General features: G+C 32.8%; 9 protein-coding genes. 5 read left to right on the forward strand and 4 right to left on the reverse strand.

The annotated features are described in order from the left end of the window. Positions 1-441 precede the first annotated feature (441 nt). From JHL18_RS04070 to JHL18_RS04085, 4 genes are all read left to right on the forward strand, one after another. Positions 442-4,776: a dockerin type I domain-containing protein gene (locus tag JHL18_RS04070; RefSeq protein WP_200266394.1), complete on the forward strand. Its 4,335-nt coding sequence runs from the start codon at positions 442-444 to the stop codon at positions 4,774-4,776. Positions 4,777-4,814: 38 nt separating this feature from the next. Next, positions 4,815-6,782: an immunoglobulin-like domain-containing protein gene (locus JHL18_RS04075; RefSeq protein WP_200266396.1), complete on the forward strand. Its 1,968-nt coding sequence runs from the start codon at positions 4,815-4,817 to the stop codon at positions 6,780-6,782. 462 nt (positions 6,783-7,244) lie between these two features. Then, positions 7,245-8,501 (forward strand): 4Fe-4S dicluster domain-containing protein, encoded by a 1,257-nt coding sequence (locus JHL18_RS04080; RefSeq protein WP_200266398.1) that lies wholly within the window; start codon positions 7,245-7,247, stop codon positions 8,499-8,501. A gap of 82 nt (positions 8,502-8,583) precedes the next feature. After that, entirely contained in the window at positions 8,584-9,618 is a 1,035-nt protein-coding gene (locus JHL18_RS04085; protein WP_200266400.1) for a DUF362 domain-containing protein, read from the forward strand. Positions 9,619-9,727: 109 nt separating this feature from the next. Here JHL18_RS04085 and JHL18_RS04090 read toward each other — a convergent pair whose 3' ends face one another. After that, entirely contained in the window at positions 9,728-10,921 is a 1,194-nt protein-coding gene (locus JHL18_RS04090) for a YibE/F family protein (RefSeq protein ID WP_338025442.1), read from the reverse strand. Positions 10,922-11,302: 381 nt separating this feature from the next. Between JHL18_RS04090 and JHL18_RS25830 the strand changes: the two genes are divergently transcribed. Further along, positions 11,303-15,829: a metallophosphoesterase gene (locus JHL18_RS25830; RefSeq protein WP_338025443.1), complete on the forward strand. Its 4,527-nt coding sequence runs from the start codon at positions 11,303-11,305 to the stop codon at positions 15,827-15,829. Between the two features lie 151 nt (positions 15,830-15,980). On the opposite strand, the gene JHL18_RS04110 is transcribed toward JHL18_RS25830, so the two are convergent. The 3 genes from JHL18_RS04110 to JHL18_RS04120 form a co-directional block, all read right to left on the reverse strand. Continuing rightward, on the reverse strand, positions 15,981-16,373 hold the full coding sequence (locus tag JHL18_RS04110; RefSeq protein WP_200266403.1) for a hypothetical protein: 393 nt from the start codon (positions 16,371-16,373) through the stop codon (positions 15,981-15,983). A gap of 431 nt (positions 16,374-16,804) precedes the next feature. After that, on the reverse strand, positions 16,805-18,829 hold the full coding sequence (locus JHL18_RS04115; protein WP_200266405.1) for an FtsX-like permease family protein: 2,025 nt from the start codon (positions 18,827-18,829) through the stop codon (positions 16,805-16,807). Beyond that, the gene (locus tag JHL18_RS04120) at positions 18,819-19,586 is read right to left on the reverse strand and encodes an ABC transporter ATP-binding protein (RefSeq protein ID WP_200266407.1); all 768 of its coding nucleotides are present in this window, start codon (positions 19,584-19,586) and stop codon (positions 18,819-18,821) included. Before JHL18_RS04120 ends, JHL18_RS04115 begins: the two co-directional genes overlap by 11 nt. Positions 19,587-19,601 lie beyond the last annotated feature (15 nt).

The following is a 19,601-nucleotide window of genomic DNA, read 5'->3' on the forward strand; positions in this document are numbered from 1 at the left end:
CACTGTAAACTTCATGCGATAATTATACAACTTTAAAGTTTACAGTGTCAACATGGGTGGTTAAAGTTTTTGAAAAATTTATAACTGAGTTTTTAAGCTTATCTATTATACTGGCAGTAAAAGCTAGTGCTGTATATATAAAACAAAACTACTAATAATAATTTGTTCAGAACATAAATTCACATTTCGAAGTAAATAGTATGGTATCTCACCTTAAGTGCAAAAGCATAATCAGATATTTTGGTAATACTGATTATATTTTTTTACAAAAGAAAATAACGTTAACATTAATGATTTTCATAAAAAAATAATGAGTTATATATGAATCATATTGATAAAATATTAACTTTTAAAACTTATAGATAATGATTATCATTTTTGATATAATAACTGTACTTAAACGGTATAGTTTGTAACTATGTTCATAAAAGGAGAGCGAAGATGAGCAATAAATTTAAAAACTTTAAATATTCTTCTAATATTAAGAGATCGATTTTAATTTCCTGTTCTATATTAGCCGCTACTTCAACTTTATATATGACTGAAGTAAAGGCGGAACAAATAATTCCTAAAAAAAGTGTAGCAATAGCTCAAGATATCTCATGGATGAAGCCTAATACTAGCGTTGTAGGCTCATCTATAACCATAGATTTAGCTCAGCATTTTAATATGCTTAACAGTGGTAACTTGGTGATATCTGCTATATCTAGTGACAATAAAATTATTAATCCAACTGTTTCAAGTAATATTTTGACACTTGATATAAAAGCTATAGGTGTTGCCATAATTACTGTCACAGCATCGGATAGTAAAACTACCTTAGTGGATAAATTTGAAGTTAAGGCAAATAAATTAGGTGACATAAACAGTGATGGACTAATAAACACCGCAGATGCTTTACTTATATATAAAGTTACTAGCGGTAAGGTTACCCCTACAGATGAAGATATAAAACGTATGGATCTTAATGAGGATGGTAAAGTTACAAATGCAGATGCAGACATAATAATGAATACCTATGTTGGTAAGCCCAATGCTGGAATATTTGCTAATTCAACAATAGAAGTAAGAAATATTAATGATGCGCCTGTAGCGTCACAAGTTTATCTAGAAGGTAATGCGATTTCTGGACAAACCTTGACTGGAAAGTATAGCTTTATCGATGTGGATAATGATACTGAAGGTTCAACAGTATTTAAGTGGTATAGAGGAGCTAAAGCAGATGGATCGGATAAAGTATTGATAAACGGAGCTAATTCAAATCAATATACTTTAACTGATGAAGATGGTGATAAGTACATATTCTTTGAGGTGGATCCAGTAGCTGCAAGTGGCAATATGAATGGAAAGGCAGTTGTAAGCTTACCAAGTGGAAAAGTAATAGTGCCTGATGTTACTGCACCTTCTTTAAACATAAGTAAGTTCAATTTTGTAGATAATGAAAGCCCTAAGGAAGATACTTTATCAGGATTAGCTGGTGCTGTTTCTGAAGGTAATGCGATCATAAAAGCATATCTATGTATTGATGCAAATAGCGATAACAAGGTAGATGAAACAGAACTTCCAACTCCAATAGTTCTAGGCAATAGTTCTCAAGACGGGTCTGTGGCTGCCAAGAACATCGGTGATTTAGCACCAGGTAAGTATAAATATGTTATAACAGCTACAGATGCTTTTGGAAATGAGTCTTCTAAGAATCAAGCAGCAGTTATTAATGTGGCTGTAAGAGAGTTGAAACTAAATGTTGCAAATAGAAATCCATTAGAGGAAAACAATATAAATGATGCCATCGTAACTCTAAAATTGACTGGAGATTCCTTTAGAAATACTATAACAACTTCTGACTTATTGTTAAATAATCTACCAACAGGGGCTAGTGTTAAGAATGTTTCCTTCGTAGATAAAAGTACTGTAAATATAACTTTAGCTTTTGATGGAACAGATTTCGATAGCGGAATTACTAACTTTAATATTGAAGTGAAGGCTAGTGGATTAGATAGCAGTAAAAATATTTCTACTAAGAACTTAACTATAAATAATTCAAATGATGCACCGATTGCTTCTAATGTTTCTATAGTTGGAGATGCAAAGGTTGGAAAATTGATAACAGGAAGCTATAGCTTTAAGGATGATGAAAATGATGTTGAAGGAGTTTCGATATACAAATGGTACAGAGCATCACAAGCAGACGGTTCTGACAAGGTTGCTATAGATGGTGCTACATCTAAACAATATCAGATCAAACCAGAGGATGATTCTAAGTATCTATTCTTTGAAGTGGCTCCAGTGGCTGTTAGTGGAGAAACTACAGGAAAAGTTGTATTAAGTGCTGCAAGTGATAAGGTAGTAACACCTGATACTACAGCTCCTATATTAGATGTAAATAAATTTAACTTTATAGATAACCAAAGTCCATCAGAAGATATGATAGTTGGTTTACTTGGCTCAGTAGGAGAAGGCGGAGCAACTATTAAAGCTTATCCATGGGTCGATACCAATAATGATGGAAAGGTTTCAGCAGATGAGCTACAAAGTGCTATAGTTCTAGGGGTTAGTGGAATGGATGGTTCTGTACTAGCTAAAAGTATAGGAGATTTAGCACCAGATAAATATAGTTATGTTATAACTGCAACTGATATAGCTGGAAATGAATCTGCTAAAAATGAAAACTCAGTATTAAAATTCGCTATAAGAGATTTGAATGTTAAGCTTTCAAATGTTAGTGAGTTAACTGAAGATAATATAAATGGAGCAGTTTTAACCTTAGAATTAAAAGGCGATTCCTTTAAGAATACAATAACTAAGACAGATTTAAACTTAAATAATGCTCCAGCAGGAGTTGGTATAAAATCAGTTTCCTTAAATGGTGAGAACAATTTAAGTGTAGTTTTAGAGTACAACGGAACAGATTTTGATACTGATATAAATAACTTTGTTTTAGAAGTAAATTCTACTGCTTTAGAAAGTGGGCAAACTATATCAGCTCAAGCCATAACTATAAAGCGTTCAAACGATGCTCCAACAGCAGGTGAAGTTAAGATAACTGGAACTGCTAAGCTTGGAGAAACACTATCAGGTGAATATATCTATAGTGATGATGAAAATGATGTAGAAGGAACTTCAACTTATAAATGGTATAGAGCAACAAAGGCAGATGGTTCTGATAAAGTACTTATAAGTGGTGCAGAAGCAAAACAATATACTTTAGTAGCTGAAGATGGAGAAAAGTATATATTCTTTGAAGTTACACCTATAGCAACTAGTGGAAAGGTTTCTGGAAACGTAGAGGTTAGTGCTGCAAGTTCAAAGGTAATAGTACCTGATCTTATAGCACCGACATTAGATATAAGTAAATTTAGCTTTGTAAATAACGATGCACTAACAGAAGATACAATTGGAGCATTAGCAGGGGCTGTTTCAGAAGAAGGAGCAACTATAAAGGCTTATTTATGGAATGATACAAATGGAGATAGCAAGGTCGACATTGATGAACTTCAAAGCCCAATCATCTTAGGAGTAAGTGGACAAGATGGTTCAGTGTTAGCTAAAAACATAGGAGATTTAGCAGACGGAAAGTATAAATATGTTATAACAGCTACAGATGCTGCTGGAAACGAATCAGCTAAAAATGAAGCTGCTGTAATGGATATTTCTACAAAAGCTTTTATAGCTAATTTCTTCGATGTCAGCGAATTAAGAGAAGACAATATAAATGGAGCAACCTTAGAAATGAAGCTTCAAGGAGATGCTTACAAGGATACTATTTCTCCTATGGACTTTACTCTAAACAATGCCCCAGCAGGTGTTGAAGTTGCTATGGTTTTACCTATGGATGAACATTCTGTTTTCCTAGTTTTAGGAGCTGATGGAAATGATTTTGATGTAGATTACAATAACTTTAGTATCACATTAAATAGTAGTGGAACTGTAAGTGGTGAGGAAGCTACTACAAAAACAATGAATATAAAATCGGTAGTTGAAGGCTTAGCACTTGAGGTAGCAGGGATTAACTTTGGGCCTGGAGATTTAGTAGATACTACTAAGACAGCACTTCCGATTGGCGGTTTTAAGTATGTTATTGGTGGGGCTGGTCAGTATACAAGACCAAATAAAAATGATTCTGCAGCAGCTTACACTAATATACTTCAAAGTACTACTAACATACCAGTAACTAGCGGACAACACCTTTATGTGGTTGGAATTGATGGCAATAATAGAGTAATTTCATGGTCAGATATAACAGTGACTGAAGCTATCATCAAACAAAGAGCTCAAACTGCAGGGGTATTTATCTCTGAGTATTTACAAGGTCCAAACAATAGGTTGGCTATTCAGTTATACAATAATACAGGAACACAACTTGGTTCACCTAGTGGATATTCCTTAGAAGTGCATCAGTGGAATCCTGTAACAAAGGCTAAACGAGTATTAAATATGCCTATCGATGGTGCTCAGCCAAACATGGTATTTATAATATTGGAGTCAAACTTTTATGACTTCTTCGATATAACTTCGGCTTGGTATTATAATGATGAAATGTATTTTGGGGGATTAGTAAACAATGCATTGGTACTAAAGAAAAATGGACAGATAGTCGATGTACTTGGTGATCCTAACTTTGTTGGAAGTAAGCCTATAGTTGCAGATGGAAATGTAGTGGTTAGAAAGAAGGGTATAATTGGAGGATATAACGTTTATTACTCAAAGGAATGGGATATTTATAACCAAAGCACACAAAATATATATCAATACATGGGTGTACATTCTATTCAGTAGATTGATACTTATAAGAGAACTTAGGAGGATATAAAAATATGAACTATAGATTTAAGCATTTAAAAAAGGCTATAGGAATTTCATTAGTGCTAGTGCTTGCAATTGGTATAGTACCTTTTTTAGGAAGTAAGGCTTACGGTTTGCAAGGATTAATAAGTAATATAACTAATATGCAAAATAAGTTTATGGTAACCATAGGCAATGTGCAAGGGGCAGTGGGGGACACTGTTGAAGTGCCTGTTAGTATAAGCAATCCAGGAGGCGGAATAGCCTCTTATGGAATGCAGATTAATTTTGATCCAGCAGTACTTGAAATTACCGATATAACAAGTAAGCAAGGAGATGTTTCAAGCTTTTGGTCAAATTTTGATAACACTGTAGGTTATTTAAGATCCGCTTGGGTAGATACAACTGGCGGAGATAAGGTTATAAACACTGCAACAGAATTATTTTCTATAAAACTTAAGATTAAGAGCAACAATTTAGGAGATAAGGCTCTAACAATAGATACTTCATCACCTAACAACTTAATATTTACAAATTCAGATGGAGGTTCCTTAGGAACTAATTTCACTGAAGGTAAAGTAACAGTAGTAAAGGGTGATGCGCAGTTAGTATCAGAAGCAAAAAGTGCTTTAGAACTTGGATATGCTTATGGTGATAGTGCTGTTAGTGTAAAGAAGGATTTAACACTTAAAACTTCAAATGACAATGGGGTATTAGTTTCATGGGTTTCCAGCAAGCCTGAGATTATAAATGCTCAAGGAAAAGTTCTAAGACCTAGCTATGCTGCTGGTGATGCTTCAGTTACACTTACAGCTACAATTGTTAAAAACAATACTACAGAAACAAAAGAATTTAATGTAAAAGTAGTGAAAAATGATCCATCAACTAATGCTGTATTAAAAGCTTTAAACATAAGCAATGGCGCTTTAAGTCCAGTATTTAATTCAAATACATTAAAGTACACTGTAGATGTAGCTAAGGATGTAGCAAGTATTACTGTGACTCCTACACTTGCAGATAGTTTATCAACTTTAACAGTTAATGGTAAGACATCTCAAGAGCCTATTGCATTAAATATTGGTACAAATAATATTAAGGTTGTAGTAACTGCTCAAGATGGGGTTACCAAGAAGCAATACGAGCTTGTGATTAACAGATCAGATATTAAAACTGAAGAAATAAAGGCAGATGTAGAGACTGGAAGTATAGCAAATGGATCGGCTGTTTCGCAAACTATAATCAATAGATCCACTACTTCTGATGGAGTTGTAAAGGATAAGGTTACTTTAACTCAAGATAGTGCAAAAGAAGCAGTAAAGAAGGCTGTTGACAATGGTTTTGATAATGTACGTATATCAATTCCAGATGCTAAAGACACAGTTTCTGAAGTTTATGTTGGTACTCCAAAAGAAGCTATATCAGAGATTGCAAAGGGCAAGCTTAACTTTGAAGTATATACAGAAAATGCAAGAATATTAGTTCCAAACAGTTCTTTAACTAACTTTACAGACGACCTATACTTTAGAGTTGTTCCTATAAAGCAGGCTGAGGAAATAAAGTCAGTACAAGATAGAGTACAAGCTGCATCAGAGATCAAAGCTTTTGCAAAAAGTTCTTCAGTAGAAGTTATAGGAAGACCAATGACTATAGAAACTAATATGGAAAACCGTACAGTAACACTTGTTCTTCCATTACCAGATTCTATATCAAAGGATGAAAAGAATCTTGCTGTTTATGTAGAACATCATGATGGAACAAAGGAGTTAGTAAAGGGAACAATAGTTACCTACAAAGGCAACAAACTAGGACTTCAATTTACTGTCAATAAATTTAGTACATTTACTCTAGTACGTGGTGAAGGATTAGCACAGGTTACAAACGATAATCTACCTAAGACTGGTGGAGTAGCTACAAGAGACTATATGGTAGTAGGCTTATTCATTATATTAGCAGGAGGAGTTATGATAGTTGCTAATAGAAGAAAAGGGATAAAAAGATAAGCTTAAAATTAATCGGTTAATCATCCAACACTGTAATAAGCTTACGTAAAGAAATAAAAATATAAGAATTTTAAAAATAAGGCCTCTATAAATTTTGAAGTATTAAGATTTATAGAGGCCTTTTATTTTTATTTGATTAGATACTGATTTAGTAAATATGAGTAATCCATTAATTATCTAAGAAGACTACATAAAAACACTTAAATTTAATAATATTTTGATAACTTTCTTTGTAACCATTTAATTTTAAAAATACTTTTAGGCACAGAAAATTATTATCTTAATAAACACATATATTGTTTTCTCAATATAGGGGAATAAGATTAGTAAAATAATAATATATTTCATGTTTTTCTTTGACTTGTAATATCTAGAAATGTAAAATTGAACTAATGAGTATAAAGTCACAGAATTGTATGATATTTAACTATATAGAAACATCTTCAGAAAGGTTGTGAAAGTGTGTCCCATATTTCAAATAAAAACGCTTACAAGATGTTGGAGGAGAGAATCAATAGATTTCCACAAGGAGCACCTCCATCTAAAACTTTATATAAGATACTAAGTATGCTTTTTACAGAGAAAGAGGCAGAGCTTGTAGCTATGTTACCTATAAAGCCCTTTACTTTAAAGACTGCAAGTAATATCTGGAAGTTAAGTGAAGTTGAGACTCAAAAAATTCTTGAAAAACTAGCATCTAGAGCAATAATAATGGATATTGATTTTGATGGTAAAAAGGAATATTGTCTTCCACCACCTATGATAGGCTTTTTTGAGTTTTCCCTTATGAGAACAAGAGATGATATAGACCAGAAAACTTTATCTGAGCTTTATTATCAATATCTTAATGTAGAAGAAGATTTTATTAAGGACTTATTCTTAGGCACAGAAACAAGATTTGGAAAGGTTTTTGTTCAAGAAGGAGTTCTTTCAAGACAGAATGAACTTGAGATAATGGATTATGACAGAGCTAGTAATGTAATTAAAGAAGCTAAACATATTGCAGTAAGTATGTGTTTTTGTAGACATAAGATGCAGCATTTAGGAGAAAATTGTGATGCACCTATGGAGACCTGTATAACCCTTGGTAATACAGCCCACACCTTGAGTAAGAATGGATATGCTAGAACCATAGATGCCTCAGAAGGTTTGGATATATTGAACATGGCCTATGAACATAACCTGGTGCAGTGTGGTGAAAATGTTAGAAATGGTTCGGTGTTTATGTGTAACTGCTGTGGCTGTTGCTGTGAAGGAATGCTTGCAGTTAAGAAGTTTGGTTACATGGCACCTATTCAAACCACAGCATTTCTACCTCAGGTAACTGATGAAAGTTGTGTAGGTTGTGGTAAGTGTTCAAAGGTATGTCCTATAGAAGCTATAAAAGTTGATCCTATAACTAAAAAAGCAAGAGTTGATGAAGGAATGTGCCTTGGCTGCGGAGTATGTGTTAGAAACTGTCCTAAAAAGAGTATATACCTTAAACATAGAGGAAAAGAGATAATAACTCCAGCCAATACTACCCATAGAATCGTTCTTCAGGCTATTGAAAAGGGGCAACTAACGGAACTTCTTTTTGATAATAAAGCATTATTTAGTCATAGAGCTATGGCAGCAGTTTTTTCATCTATTCTAAAACTTCCGCCACTTAAAAGAGCTATGGCGAGCAAACAGATGAAATCAGTTTATTTAGATAAACTTCTAAGGGATAAAAAATAGATATAGGTTTTGAAGGATAGTATGCATAGTCTAATTTGCAAATATGAAATTTATGTGAGTATTAAAGATGGAGGGGTAAGTGATGGCAAAGGTCTATTTTAAAGCAGTAGATTCTTATTCTAAGACAGAAGAGATAAGTAGTGCTGCTAGAGAACTTTTAACTACAATTATAAAGAATGAGAACATTACTTTAGAAAAATTTATTCCGCTAAAGGTGCACTTTGGAGAAAAGGGAAATAATACTTTTATCCAATCTAAAAATTATTCTGGAGTGATAGATTACTTAAAAGAAAAACATATTGAGAGTGCTTTCATTGAAACAAACGTATTATATAGAGGGGAAAGAACTACTAGAGAAAAACACATAAACTTAGCCAAAGAGCATGGGTTTATAGAGCTTCCAGTAATAATTGCCGATGGAGAACATGGTGAAGATTATGAAGAAGTTGAAATAAATAAAAAGAATTTTAGTAAGTGCAAGGTTGGTAAAGAAATTGCAGATAAAAAACAACTGATCATAATGAGTCATTTTAAAGGGCACGCACTTGCTGGTTTTGGAGGAGCTATAAAACAACTAGGAATGGGATGCGCTGCAAGAGGGGGAAAACTTGCTCAACACGCAAATTCTATACCTAAGATTAGTTCTTTAAAGTGCAAATCCTGCAAAGCTTGTGCAAAAAGGTGTCCAGAAAGTGCCATAACTGTGGATAAAAAAGCAAAAATAGATAAGGATAAGTGTGTTGGTTGTGCTTCTTGTATGGCAATATGTCCATATGGTGCTATATCAAATAGCTGGGTTGCATCCATATCTAAATCTTTTAATGAAAGACTTTCAGAATACGCTTATGCTGCAGCTAAAGATAAAACTAATATTTATATAACCTTTGCTTTTAATATAACTAAGAACTGTGATTGTGAAGGGCATAGTATGAAACCAATCGTAAAGGATGTGGGAGTTTTTGCTTCAACTGACCCAGTAGCTATAGATAAAGCCTGTCTTGACGTTATCGATAGAAACAATGGAAAAACCGTATTTAGAAGAGGAAGATATACGCTCGATTATGCTGAAAAGATAGGACTTGGAAGTCAAGTCTATGAGCTTATGGAAGTAAAGTAACTACAAAATAAGTGGAATTTTAATATAATATTTGCTTATAAGATTGAAAATTAATATAAAAGGACTGAGAGCTTATGAAAAAATAAAAAAGCTTTCAGTCCTTTTAATATTATTTTGAAGGTGCAAGTTTATAAATAAAATTTTTACTTTTTTTACTTTGATGCTGGAAAACTGGTATTAGCCTAGAAGAAATAAAAGCAATTATAGGAACGGTTAGAATAACTGCTAAGCTTCCTGTTAGCCCTTGAATTATTTCCACATTGACCATGTCCATATTTATTAGCTGATTGTAGCTTACATTATAGAAGTAAATTATGATAATCATGTTTAGGGAAGCACCGGCAAAGGCTAATATAAGTGTATTTGCCATAGTACCCATCATATCACGACCTACATTCATTCCTGAAGTAAACAACTCTTTTTTATTAATCTTATTATTTGATGAATACACTTCTTGTACAGAAGAAGCTATAGAAATACTTAAGTCCATAACTGCACCTAAGGAGGATATTAAGATTGAAGCTAGTAAAAGTCCTTCAACCTTAAGATTAAATTTTGCAGAAATCATATTTAGGGTTTCTACATCTTGTGTACTATAACCAGTTAGATGAGCTAGTTTTCCGACAATTAAGGCAATTATAGCGGCAATAGATACCCCAAGGATTGTACCGAATATGGCTGATAAGGTCTTAGCACTATAGCCATTAAGCAGAAGTAAAGTTACACAGGTTACTAGGACTATAATTAATACTGATGAAAGCACTGGAGAGTAACCTCTATAAAGCATAGGAATGAATAAGAATATTATAGAAATGAAAGTGAAAGCTAGTCCGATAACTGACTTTACACCTTTTCTTCCTCCAATAACACATAATAAAGCGAAAAATATTATAACAAATAAATATTGCAACGGAGCTCTATAGTAGTTATAAACAATAACTTGATACTCTGAACCAGCAGTATCAATTTCAGTAATTACTTTCATACCTTTTTTAACATATACACTATGAGTGTCACTAAGGTAGTTGGTTATTTCTTTAACTTCTCCTTTATGTTCTCCAGACAGTATCTTTACACTTATCTCTTGGCTTCCGAGAAATATATTAGAACTATCTTCCAAGGGATTTATTGATTCACTTTTTATCTTTACAACCTGAGCTTTCTCATATTTTACATAAGATTTATCATTTTGTTTGTTATAACCTAATGGATGATTATTATTGAACATATAAAGAAACGAAGCAAATAATATGAAGAATATAGACCAGATTATAACCTTGCTGGCTTTTAAGTCTTTAAACACTGTATTACCTCCTCTAATTTAAATTATTCACTTATAAATATCTAAGAAGAATTTGAAAGCTGATTCTGAACTTACAGCTTTCAAAGTAAAGTGTTAAAATTAATTGCTTATTCATCAAATGCCGTAATGAACGTACTCTCCTGCATAACCAATTAATTTTAGCAATAATCCTAAATTTAAATATAAAGTATATAAAACTCTGAAAAAAGCACTATTGTAAAGATAAGGTTAAAGTGATGTTAAGAATTTCAATAGGGATACAAAATAACAAGAAATTTACAAAAGTTAATTGGTAGTTAACTATAGCTAAATAGAAAGTTAACATAGGAGGACTATACTTCCATATGGTGGTAAAAGATATTTTAAGGAGGTATTTATTTAGTGCGTAGAAAATTAGTATCCTCAATTTTAGCGGCAGTTATGGTGGTTACAACTGTTATTAGTAATGTAAGTACAGTGCTTGCTGCAGAAAATGCTACAAATAACACAACAAGTACTGAAAGTGGTGCTACTGACAATATTAGAGAGATAGCACTTTCTCCAGGACGTGACTCATCAGAATTAAATTTTACATGGTATTCAGTGAAAAACTCAGGTGATGCCGAGATCCAAATTGCAAAGAAAGCTGATTATGATGGACAAGTATTTCCGGCTGATAAGGCAAAAACCTTCAAAGGAACTAAGAATAATGGAAATGATGGTCTTACTTCTAATAAGGTAGTGGCAACTGGAATAGTAAAGTCTACAGAATATGTTTATCGTGTAGGGGATGGTACAAATTGGAGTCAAGCTTACCAATATACAGCACAAAATTCAAGTTCATATAATTTCATATTAGCCGGTGATCCACAAATAGGGGCAAGTGGTAATATTGATAGCGATAAAGCTGGATGGGTATCTACAGTAAACAAGGCTACAGCAGCTTTCCCTAATTCAAGCTTTTTATTATCTGTAGGAGATCAGGTTAATAATGGTGGCGAAGTAAAAGGAACAAGTAATGAAGCAGAATACTTAGCTTATTTTGCACCAGATCAGTTTAAGGGGCTACCAATAGCTGCTATAGCTGGAAATCACGAAACCTATGGAGCAGGACATAACACACATTTTAATGTACCAAATGAATCAACTTATGGAACAGTTTCAAGTGCCCCAACCTCAGGTGGAGATTATTATTTTACTTATGGGAACACTTTATTTATGATGATTAATAGTAATGACGTGAACTCTGCAGATCATGAAGCTTTCATGAGAGATGCAATAGCTAAGAATCCAAACGCAACTTGGAAGGTAGCTTCTTTACATCACTCAATATACAGCTCAGCAGACCATGTAACTGATGATGATATAATTTCTAGAAGAAATACTTTGCCGCAGATTTTCACGAGTTTAGGAATTGATGTGGTTTTAGATGGTCATGATCACTGTTATACAAGAACTTATCAGATGGTAGGTAACCAACCTGCAAACCAAGTAAATGATAAGAAGGTTTCAATAACAAACCCATCTGGTACAACTTATCAGGATGAAACAGTTATTAAACCAACAGGCGTTGCTTATATCACAACAAACTCAGCATCTGGAAGTAAGTACTATGAGATGAAGCAAGCCAATACTCAAAGCTATTATGAAGCAGTAAAGCAACAACTTCACGTACCTACCTTTTCTAATGTTGAAATAAGTGATAACAGTATCACGATCACAACTTATAGAACTGATAATATGGAAAAGACTGATAGATATACAATAGCAAAGAGTGAGATTAAAGATGAGCCAACATCAAATATAACAGATATAACTTTTGCACCAGGTTCAGATCCTAGTGAGCTTAACTTTACTTGGTATTCAGATGTAAACTCAAGAGATACTGAAGTACAGGTTGCTAAGAAGTCTGACTATAGAAGTGGAGTTTTCCCCGTAGCTAAAGCTAAGACCTTTATTGGTAAGAAGGCACAAGGAAATAACAATGCTATTTCTAATAAAGCTGCTGTAAAAGGATTATCTCTTGGGACTGAGTATGTTTATAGAGTAGGAAATGGGGTAACTTGGAGTGATACCTACAACTTTACAACTCAAAATCCAACAGATTATAATTTCTTACTTGCTGGAGATCCACAAATAGGAGCAAGTGGGGATATAAACAAGGACAAGAACGGATGGATTGATACTTTAAACAAAGCAACCTCAGCCTTTAAAAATTCAAGTTTTTTACTTTCTTTAGGGGATCAAGTGAATAACGGCAAGGAGGTTACTGGTGGAAATAATGAGCCTGAGTACTCAGCATATTTTGCTCCAGAACAATTTAGAAACTTACCGATAGTAGCGTTTGCAGGTAATCATGAGACCTCTGGAAAAGGACATAATACTCATTTTAATGTTCCAAATGAATCTTCAACTTATGGAATAGTTACTACAAAGCCTGACACAGGTGCAGACTACTATTTCACCTATGGAAATACATTATTCATGGTACTAAATAGTAATGATACTAATACTGCTGATCATAAGGCTTTCATGCAGGAGGCTATAGCTAAGAACCCAAGTGCTACTTGGAAGGTAGTAGCTCTACACCATTCTATATATAGCTCTGCAAATCATGAGACTGATGCAGATATAATAGCAAGAAGAAATACTATGCCTCAGGTTTATACTGAACTCGGAATAGACGTGGTTTTAGATGGTCATGATCACTGTTATACAAGAACTTATCAGATGGTAAACAATGAAGCTAAAGCACAGGATAAGGATGAGAAGAAGACAGTAAACAATCCTTCAGGTGCGGCATATCAAGATGAAAAGGTAACTGATCCTACAGGAGTTCTTTATATAACTGCTAACTCAGCTTCTGGAAGTAAGTACTACGAATTTAAAGAACCAAATAACAGCAATTATTATGAAGCGGTTAAACAACAATTCCATGTTCCAACTTTCGCAAATGTAGCTGTAAATACAAACAGTATTACAATAACTACTTATAGAACCGATAATATGGAGATAACTGATAAATACACAATAGAAAAGACAAGCACAAAGGTTTCACAAGTTGTTAATGGCGATGCAAGCGAGGTTGTGGATGCATTAAATAAGACTAGTGAAGGTTCTAATATTACAGTAGATGTAAGTGGAAGCAAAACAGTTGATAAGACTATATTTGACTCTATAAAGGGAAAAGATAAAACTGTTAATTTTGTACAAGATGGTCTTCAATGGTCATTTAATGGTAAGGATATTACAAGTGTCACAAAGAATATAGATATGAATGTTAATATAGCAAGCGTAAATAATTCATCCTCATCAAATAAAGCTGCAATTGCTGCTAAGGTTGGCAACGCAGGTGCTACAGTTGTATCCTTTGCAAACAATGGACAACTCCCTGGAAAAGCAACTGTAAAAGTTAAATTAGATACACAGTGGCTTTTAGATCCAACTAATGGGAAGAAAAAGCTATACGTATATTATTATAATGAAACAGCTAAGAAGTTAGAAAACATAGCAAGTGGATTAAGTGCAAGTAACGGATATGTACAGTTTGATATAACTCATAACAGTGACTATATAATCTCTGATAAGGATATATCAGAACCAGTAGCAATGAGCATAAGTGATGCAAGAGCAAAGGCTTCTGGAAGTGCTGTTTTAACAGGCATAGTTACTAATGTTGTAGGCAGCAACGTATTTATCCAGGACGATAATGCTGCTTTATGCCTAAACAATACACCAAAGGCTGATCTAAAGAGAGGCGATAAGATAACTGTGATAGGGGATCTATCAAACTATCATGGGCTTATTGAAATAACTCCTAAGGATTTACCAAGTGTTTCAGTAGTAAGCAGGAACAATACTGTTACGCCTAAAGTACTTACAATAAGTCAGGCAAACGATTCTGTTCAGTCACAGCTAGTAAGATTAAAAGGTGTTACTTTGAAAGATATAAATACTTCAGCATCATCAACTATAGAAGACAGTACTGGAAGTATTGTAATATATAAGATGCCAGAATTAAAGGACTTCAAGGTTGGTGATAAGATAGATGTGCTAGCATCTGTAATAAAATACGAAACTACTTTAGAGCTTTCAGTTTCAAGTGCTAGCGATATTACAAAGCAAGGTCAGACTGAAGCAAATGACGTAGTAGCAAAGATCGATGCATTACCTGACACATTAACTTTAGCAGATGCACAAAAGGTTAGTGATGCAAGAAGTGCATACAATGCACTAAATGATGATACAAAGAACCTAGTAACAAACTTAGCTAAGCTAACTTCAGCAGAAAATACAATAGCAAAGCTTCAAACAGATAAGACAGCTTCAGATGCAGTAATAGGAAAGATTAATTCTATACCAACAAGCCTAACTCTTGCAGATGTACAAAAGGTTAGTGATGCAAGAAGTGGATATAATGAATTAAGTGATGATCAAAAGAAGCTAGTTACTAACTGGGCTAAGCTAACTTCAGCAGAAGAGACAATAGCAAAACTTCAAACAGATAAGACAGCTTCAGATGCAGTAGTAGGAAAAATTAATGCTATACCAACAAACTTAACTGTTGCTGATGCACAAAAGGTTACCGATGCAAGAAAAGCATATGATGTTCTAAGTGATGACCAAAAGAAGTTAGTAACTAACTTGTCAGCTTTAACCTCTGCGGAAGACAAGCTTAAAGCTTTGCAAAACACAGCACCAAACTCAGGAAATAACAACAATAATACAAATACTAACACTAATACTGGTTCTTCTAACACAAACAATTCATCAACTAGTACAAGTGGTTCAAGTAATCAAACTATAAGCACAATACCAAAAACAGGAGCAATAATAGGTACTGGAGTATTACTTGTAATAGGAGTAGTGCTAATAGGAGTTGGTATATTCTTTATAAGAAAAAATAAAAATGAACAAGTGGTAGAATAATAAAGGTAGTAGAATCATAAAAAAGAGTTGTCTTTAATAGTTTTCACTGTTAAAGGCAACTCTTTATATATATTTACATATTGTACATTTTGCTGAAATTAAAGTTTTTAACCAACTTCAACACAGGGATTTAATAGAATCCTAATTTATATTAGTTCTTACATTCTTTTAATAACTTGGTTATGTTATTTATTCTTCTTCTGCCAAATAAGTATGTTTTCTTATCATTCCATAGAATGCCACTTTGCCCCCAACTTATAGATTTTACTGTATTATTAGTCTCATCCGTAAACACTAATCCATCTACCGCATCTTTAGGTCTAGATATACTTTTAATTAATACTAACGAATTGAAATAATCAACAACTTTTTTTATATCACTTTTATCTGTAATTACTTTATGGTCCAATTCAGAATCACCAGTAAGGAAAACCTCGATTTTAGTAACCTTATCCGAATCTATATTAAATCTAAATGTGATTAAATAGCCTATTAAAGTTATACAAATAAGAACAATTAAACTTATAAAAAGTTTTTTTCTCATAAAAACCTCCTTTATTAATTTGGTTATTTGGATTGATATCCTCCTTGAATAGATCCATCTTTAAAATCATTTGTTGTCCTTTCAAAGTTGATTTTATATTACTGATTTTACCTTTTTTTGATCTTTTAGTAAACTGATTTTCAACAGCAATAATTTTGTCTAAAAACACTATAATAAATATTTTATTTTACTTTTATAAGATAATATAGAATTATTAATGGACAAGCATATCATAAATAAGTGAGGTTTTTTTATATTAACAAAATAGATTTATTCAAAGAAGAAAAACTCCTAGAGATTTAGGAGTCTAATTTACTGTTCACTAAAAGATTATATTTAGACTAGATAGCTCTTAAACTAGTTGAACCAGTAGTAAGATCACTTAAGAAACTATAGATTATAAAAATAGTGCGATTAGGAATTCTAAAATACTAGTTGCTTTTTCTAACTATATTTTTAAAACCAATGAAAGTTGCATAGAAGTATCCGCCATATATAACAATAAGTACTAGGATTATCATCAGAGAAGCATTCCCCATGAAGCCTTTGTTATAAGTATTAAATACTTTATTAGTTACGCTTATGCCAACTATTGAATGTATAATTGCCAGTGTTAAAGGTACCATAAAATAGATTAGGTTCTGCACTAGTATTGATTTATTTATCATTTTCTCAGTGACACCTATTTTCTTAAGAGCGTTATATCTACCAATACTGTCACTTGCCTCGGACAACTGCTGTAATGCCAGTACTGCAGCACTGGATATTAAAAATACTATGCCTAAATATATACCCAGAAATACAACCATTGCTGATGAGCCATAAACCAAGGAATGTAGCTGCTCTAGGGTGTTCCCGAATACTAGGATAGAAGAACCGTTGAAGGTCCTGTTTTCCGAAAGGTTAGTGAATAGGTTTGAAAACTTCTCTTCTGATTTTGTATAATTATTGCTATTGAACATTACATTAAATCTTGAGGATTCTACCTTTAAATCTCCCTTAAAGTTATCAGGAATTATGAAGTACAGGAATTGTAAATCAGTTCTTGTGCTAGCTATGTTCTCTTTAATTGGGGCTTTATTTTTTATGATATAAGTTTTATCCTGAATACATACAGAGTTTTCATTTTTAATAAACTTATTGAAAGCACCACTGAAATCCTCGTAGTTGGATACAACTAAAATTTCATTATCCTTTAAGTCCATAGGGGACTTATCTAGAAGCTTAATTATTGAATTGTATTCAGATATTTTTATTGCTGCTATGGCATGATCTGAATAGGAAGTCTTGAGCTCTTTTTCTTCTTTTTTAGTTAAATATTTGCTTAGTAATTCGCTTAGATAAACATTAAGCTTGTATTGAGTAAAAAAAGAATGCTTCTCATTAGCATCAAACTTAAAGTTCTTTTTATCTAAAAGGTCCTTAATATCAGTAATTTTTTGGCCATTATTATCAACATAAAGCTGTGCAGAACCATGAAAAGAAGTATTTCCTTTTAACATTTTATCAAAACTACCCTTATAGCCAAACATGGTAAATAAAAGTGTGATAGTTAAAAAAAGCATGAGACATATGGTAGTCATGGATAAAAAGTTAGTAGTTATTTTATTATTAATCTGTCTCAATACAAATATATTTAAGTTTTTAAGATATATCTTCTTATTCTTTTGTATAATTTGAATTAAGAAGTTTGAGAGACTAAAAAAGAATAATAGAGTTCCTACAATCCCCAAAATAATTGAAATAATAAAGAGAAAATCATCAGGTGATAAGCCTACCTTTAATACAAGAGTGTAAGCTACAATAAGTGATGCTATGGAAAGAAGAAATATAATCATTGAAATTATAGGGCTATTAATCTTTATTTCTTCATTTTTCTTTGCTGCATTTAGCATATCTATGAGCTTATATTTAGAAATAGTAACTTGATTAAATATCATTACTAGAAGAAATATTATTCCGAAGTATAATGCAGATTTAACTATTGCACTTATTGATATAATAAACCTATAGTTATTCATATTTACTACTAAAAGCTTAGCTATAATAATCGATAGGCCTTGGGAAACAATAATGCCAAGGAGAGTTCCAACAACTAGAGATAACAAGCCAATAAGAAAAGTCTCCAAAATTAAAATGCTAGAAATTTTTCGCTTTGACATACCTAAAGTCATGTATATACCTAGTTCTTTTTTACGTTTTTTTATAAGAAAGTTATTAGCGTAAACTATAAGTCCGCCTAGAATAAAGGATACAAATACGGAGGTTCCAGCTATAAGCTTATTTAAGGTTACCATATACTCTGCAGTGCTCTTACTTATTTCAAGCAATGACTTTTGAGCTTCAATAGAATTAAAGCTATAAAATATACATACTGCAAAGGTTAGAGTAAGAAAATATATAGAGTAATCCTTGAAGCTTCTCTTTACATTGTTTATTGCTATTTTAGAAAACATCACTAGCATCTCCTCCAAGTAAGGTTACAACTTCAATTATTTTATTAAAGAATTCCTTTCTTGTATCATTTCCACGAACCAGTTCATTAAAAATCTTGCCATCCTTAATAAATAAGATCCTATGAGCATAGCTAGCTGTAAATGCATCGTGAGTAACCATTAGTATAGTAGCTTGAAATTCTTTGTTTAGCTTTTCAAAGGAGTCCAAAAGAAGTCTTGAGGATTTAGAGTCTAAAGCTCCAGTGGGCTCATCAGCTAGGATGAGTGAAGGCTCTGTAACCAGTGCTCTAGCAGAAGCCACCCTTTGTTTTTGCCCTCCGGACATTTGAAAAGGGTATTTAGCCAGCACATCTAATATCTCCAACTTTTCTGCCACTTTTTTAATAAGTGCATCTATTTCAGAGGTTTTTCTCTTTTGTATTGTTAGAGCTAAAGCTATATTTTCATAGGCCGTAAGAGTATCTAGAAGATTGAAATCCTGAAAGATGAATCCTAACTCATCACGCCTGAAGTTTTCTAAGGCTTTAGATTTAAGTGTGGTAATATCCTTATTATTTATAATAATGTTACCTGTTGTAACATTATCAATAGTTGAAATACAATTTAATAGGGTGGTCTTTCCGCTGCCTGAGGGTCCCATTATACCCACGAAATCTCCTTTATTCACATCAAAGCTTATATTGTCTATGGCTTTTGTTATGTTGCCTTTATTACCATAGTATTTTTCGAACTTTTCTACCTTTAATATATTTTTCATTACTTTCCTCCATAA

Source organism: Clostridium yunnanense (assembly GCF_016595795.1).
Lineage (GTDB): Bacteria > Bacillota > Clostridia > Clostridiales > Clostridiaceae > Clostridium_AR > Clostridium_AR yunnanense.

Excerpts from the sequence above, each read along its gene's own strand:
- JHL18_RS04110 (WP_200266403.1), bottom strand. The coding sequence starts at position 16,373 with ATGAGAAAAAAACTTTTTATAAGTTTAATTGTTCTTATTTGTATAACT.
- JHL18_RS04070 (WP_200266394.1), top strand. The coding sequence starts at position 442 with ATGAGCAATAAATTTAAAAACTTTAAATATTCTTCTAATATTAAGAGA.
- JHL18_RS04120 (WP_200266407.1), bottom strand. The coding sequence starts at position 19,586 with ATGAAAAATATATTAAAGGTAGAAAAGTTCGAAAAATACTATGGTAAT.
- JHL18_RS04075 (WP_200266396.1), top strand. The coding sequence starts at position 4,815 with ATGAACTATAGATTTAAGCATTTAAAAAAGGCTATAGGAATTTCATTA.
- JHL18_RS04085 (WP_200266400.1), top strand. The coding sequence starts at position 8,584 with ATGGCAAAGGTCTATTTTAAAGCAGTAGATTCTTATTCTAAGACAGAA.
- JHL18_RS04115 (WP_200266405.1), bottom strand. The coding sequence starts at position 18,829 with ATGTTTTCTAAAATAGCAATAAACAATGTAAAGAGAAGCTTCAAGGAT.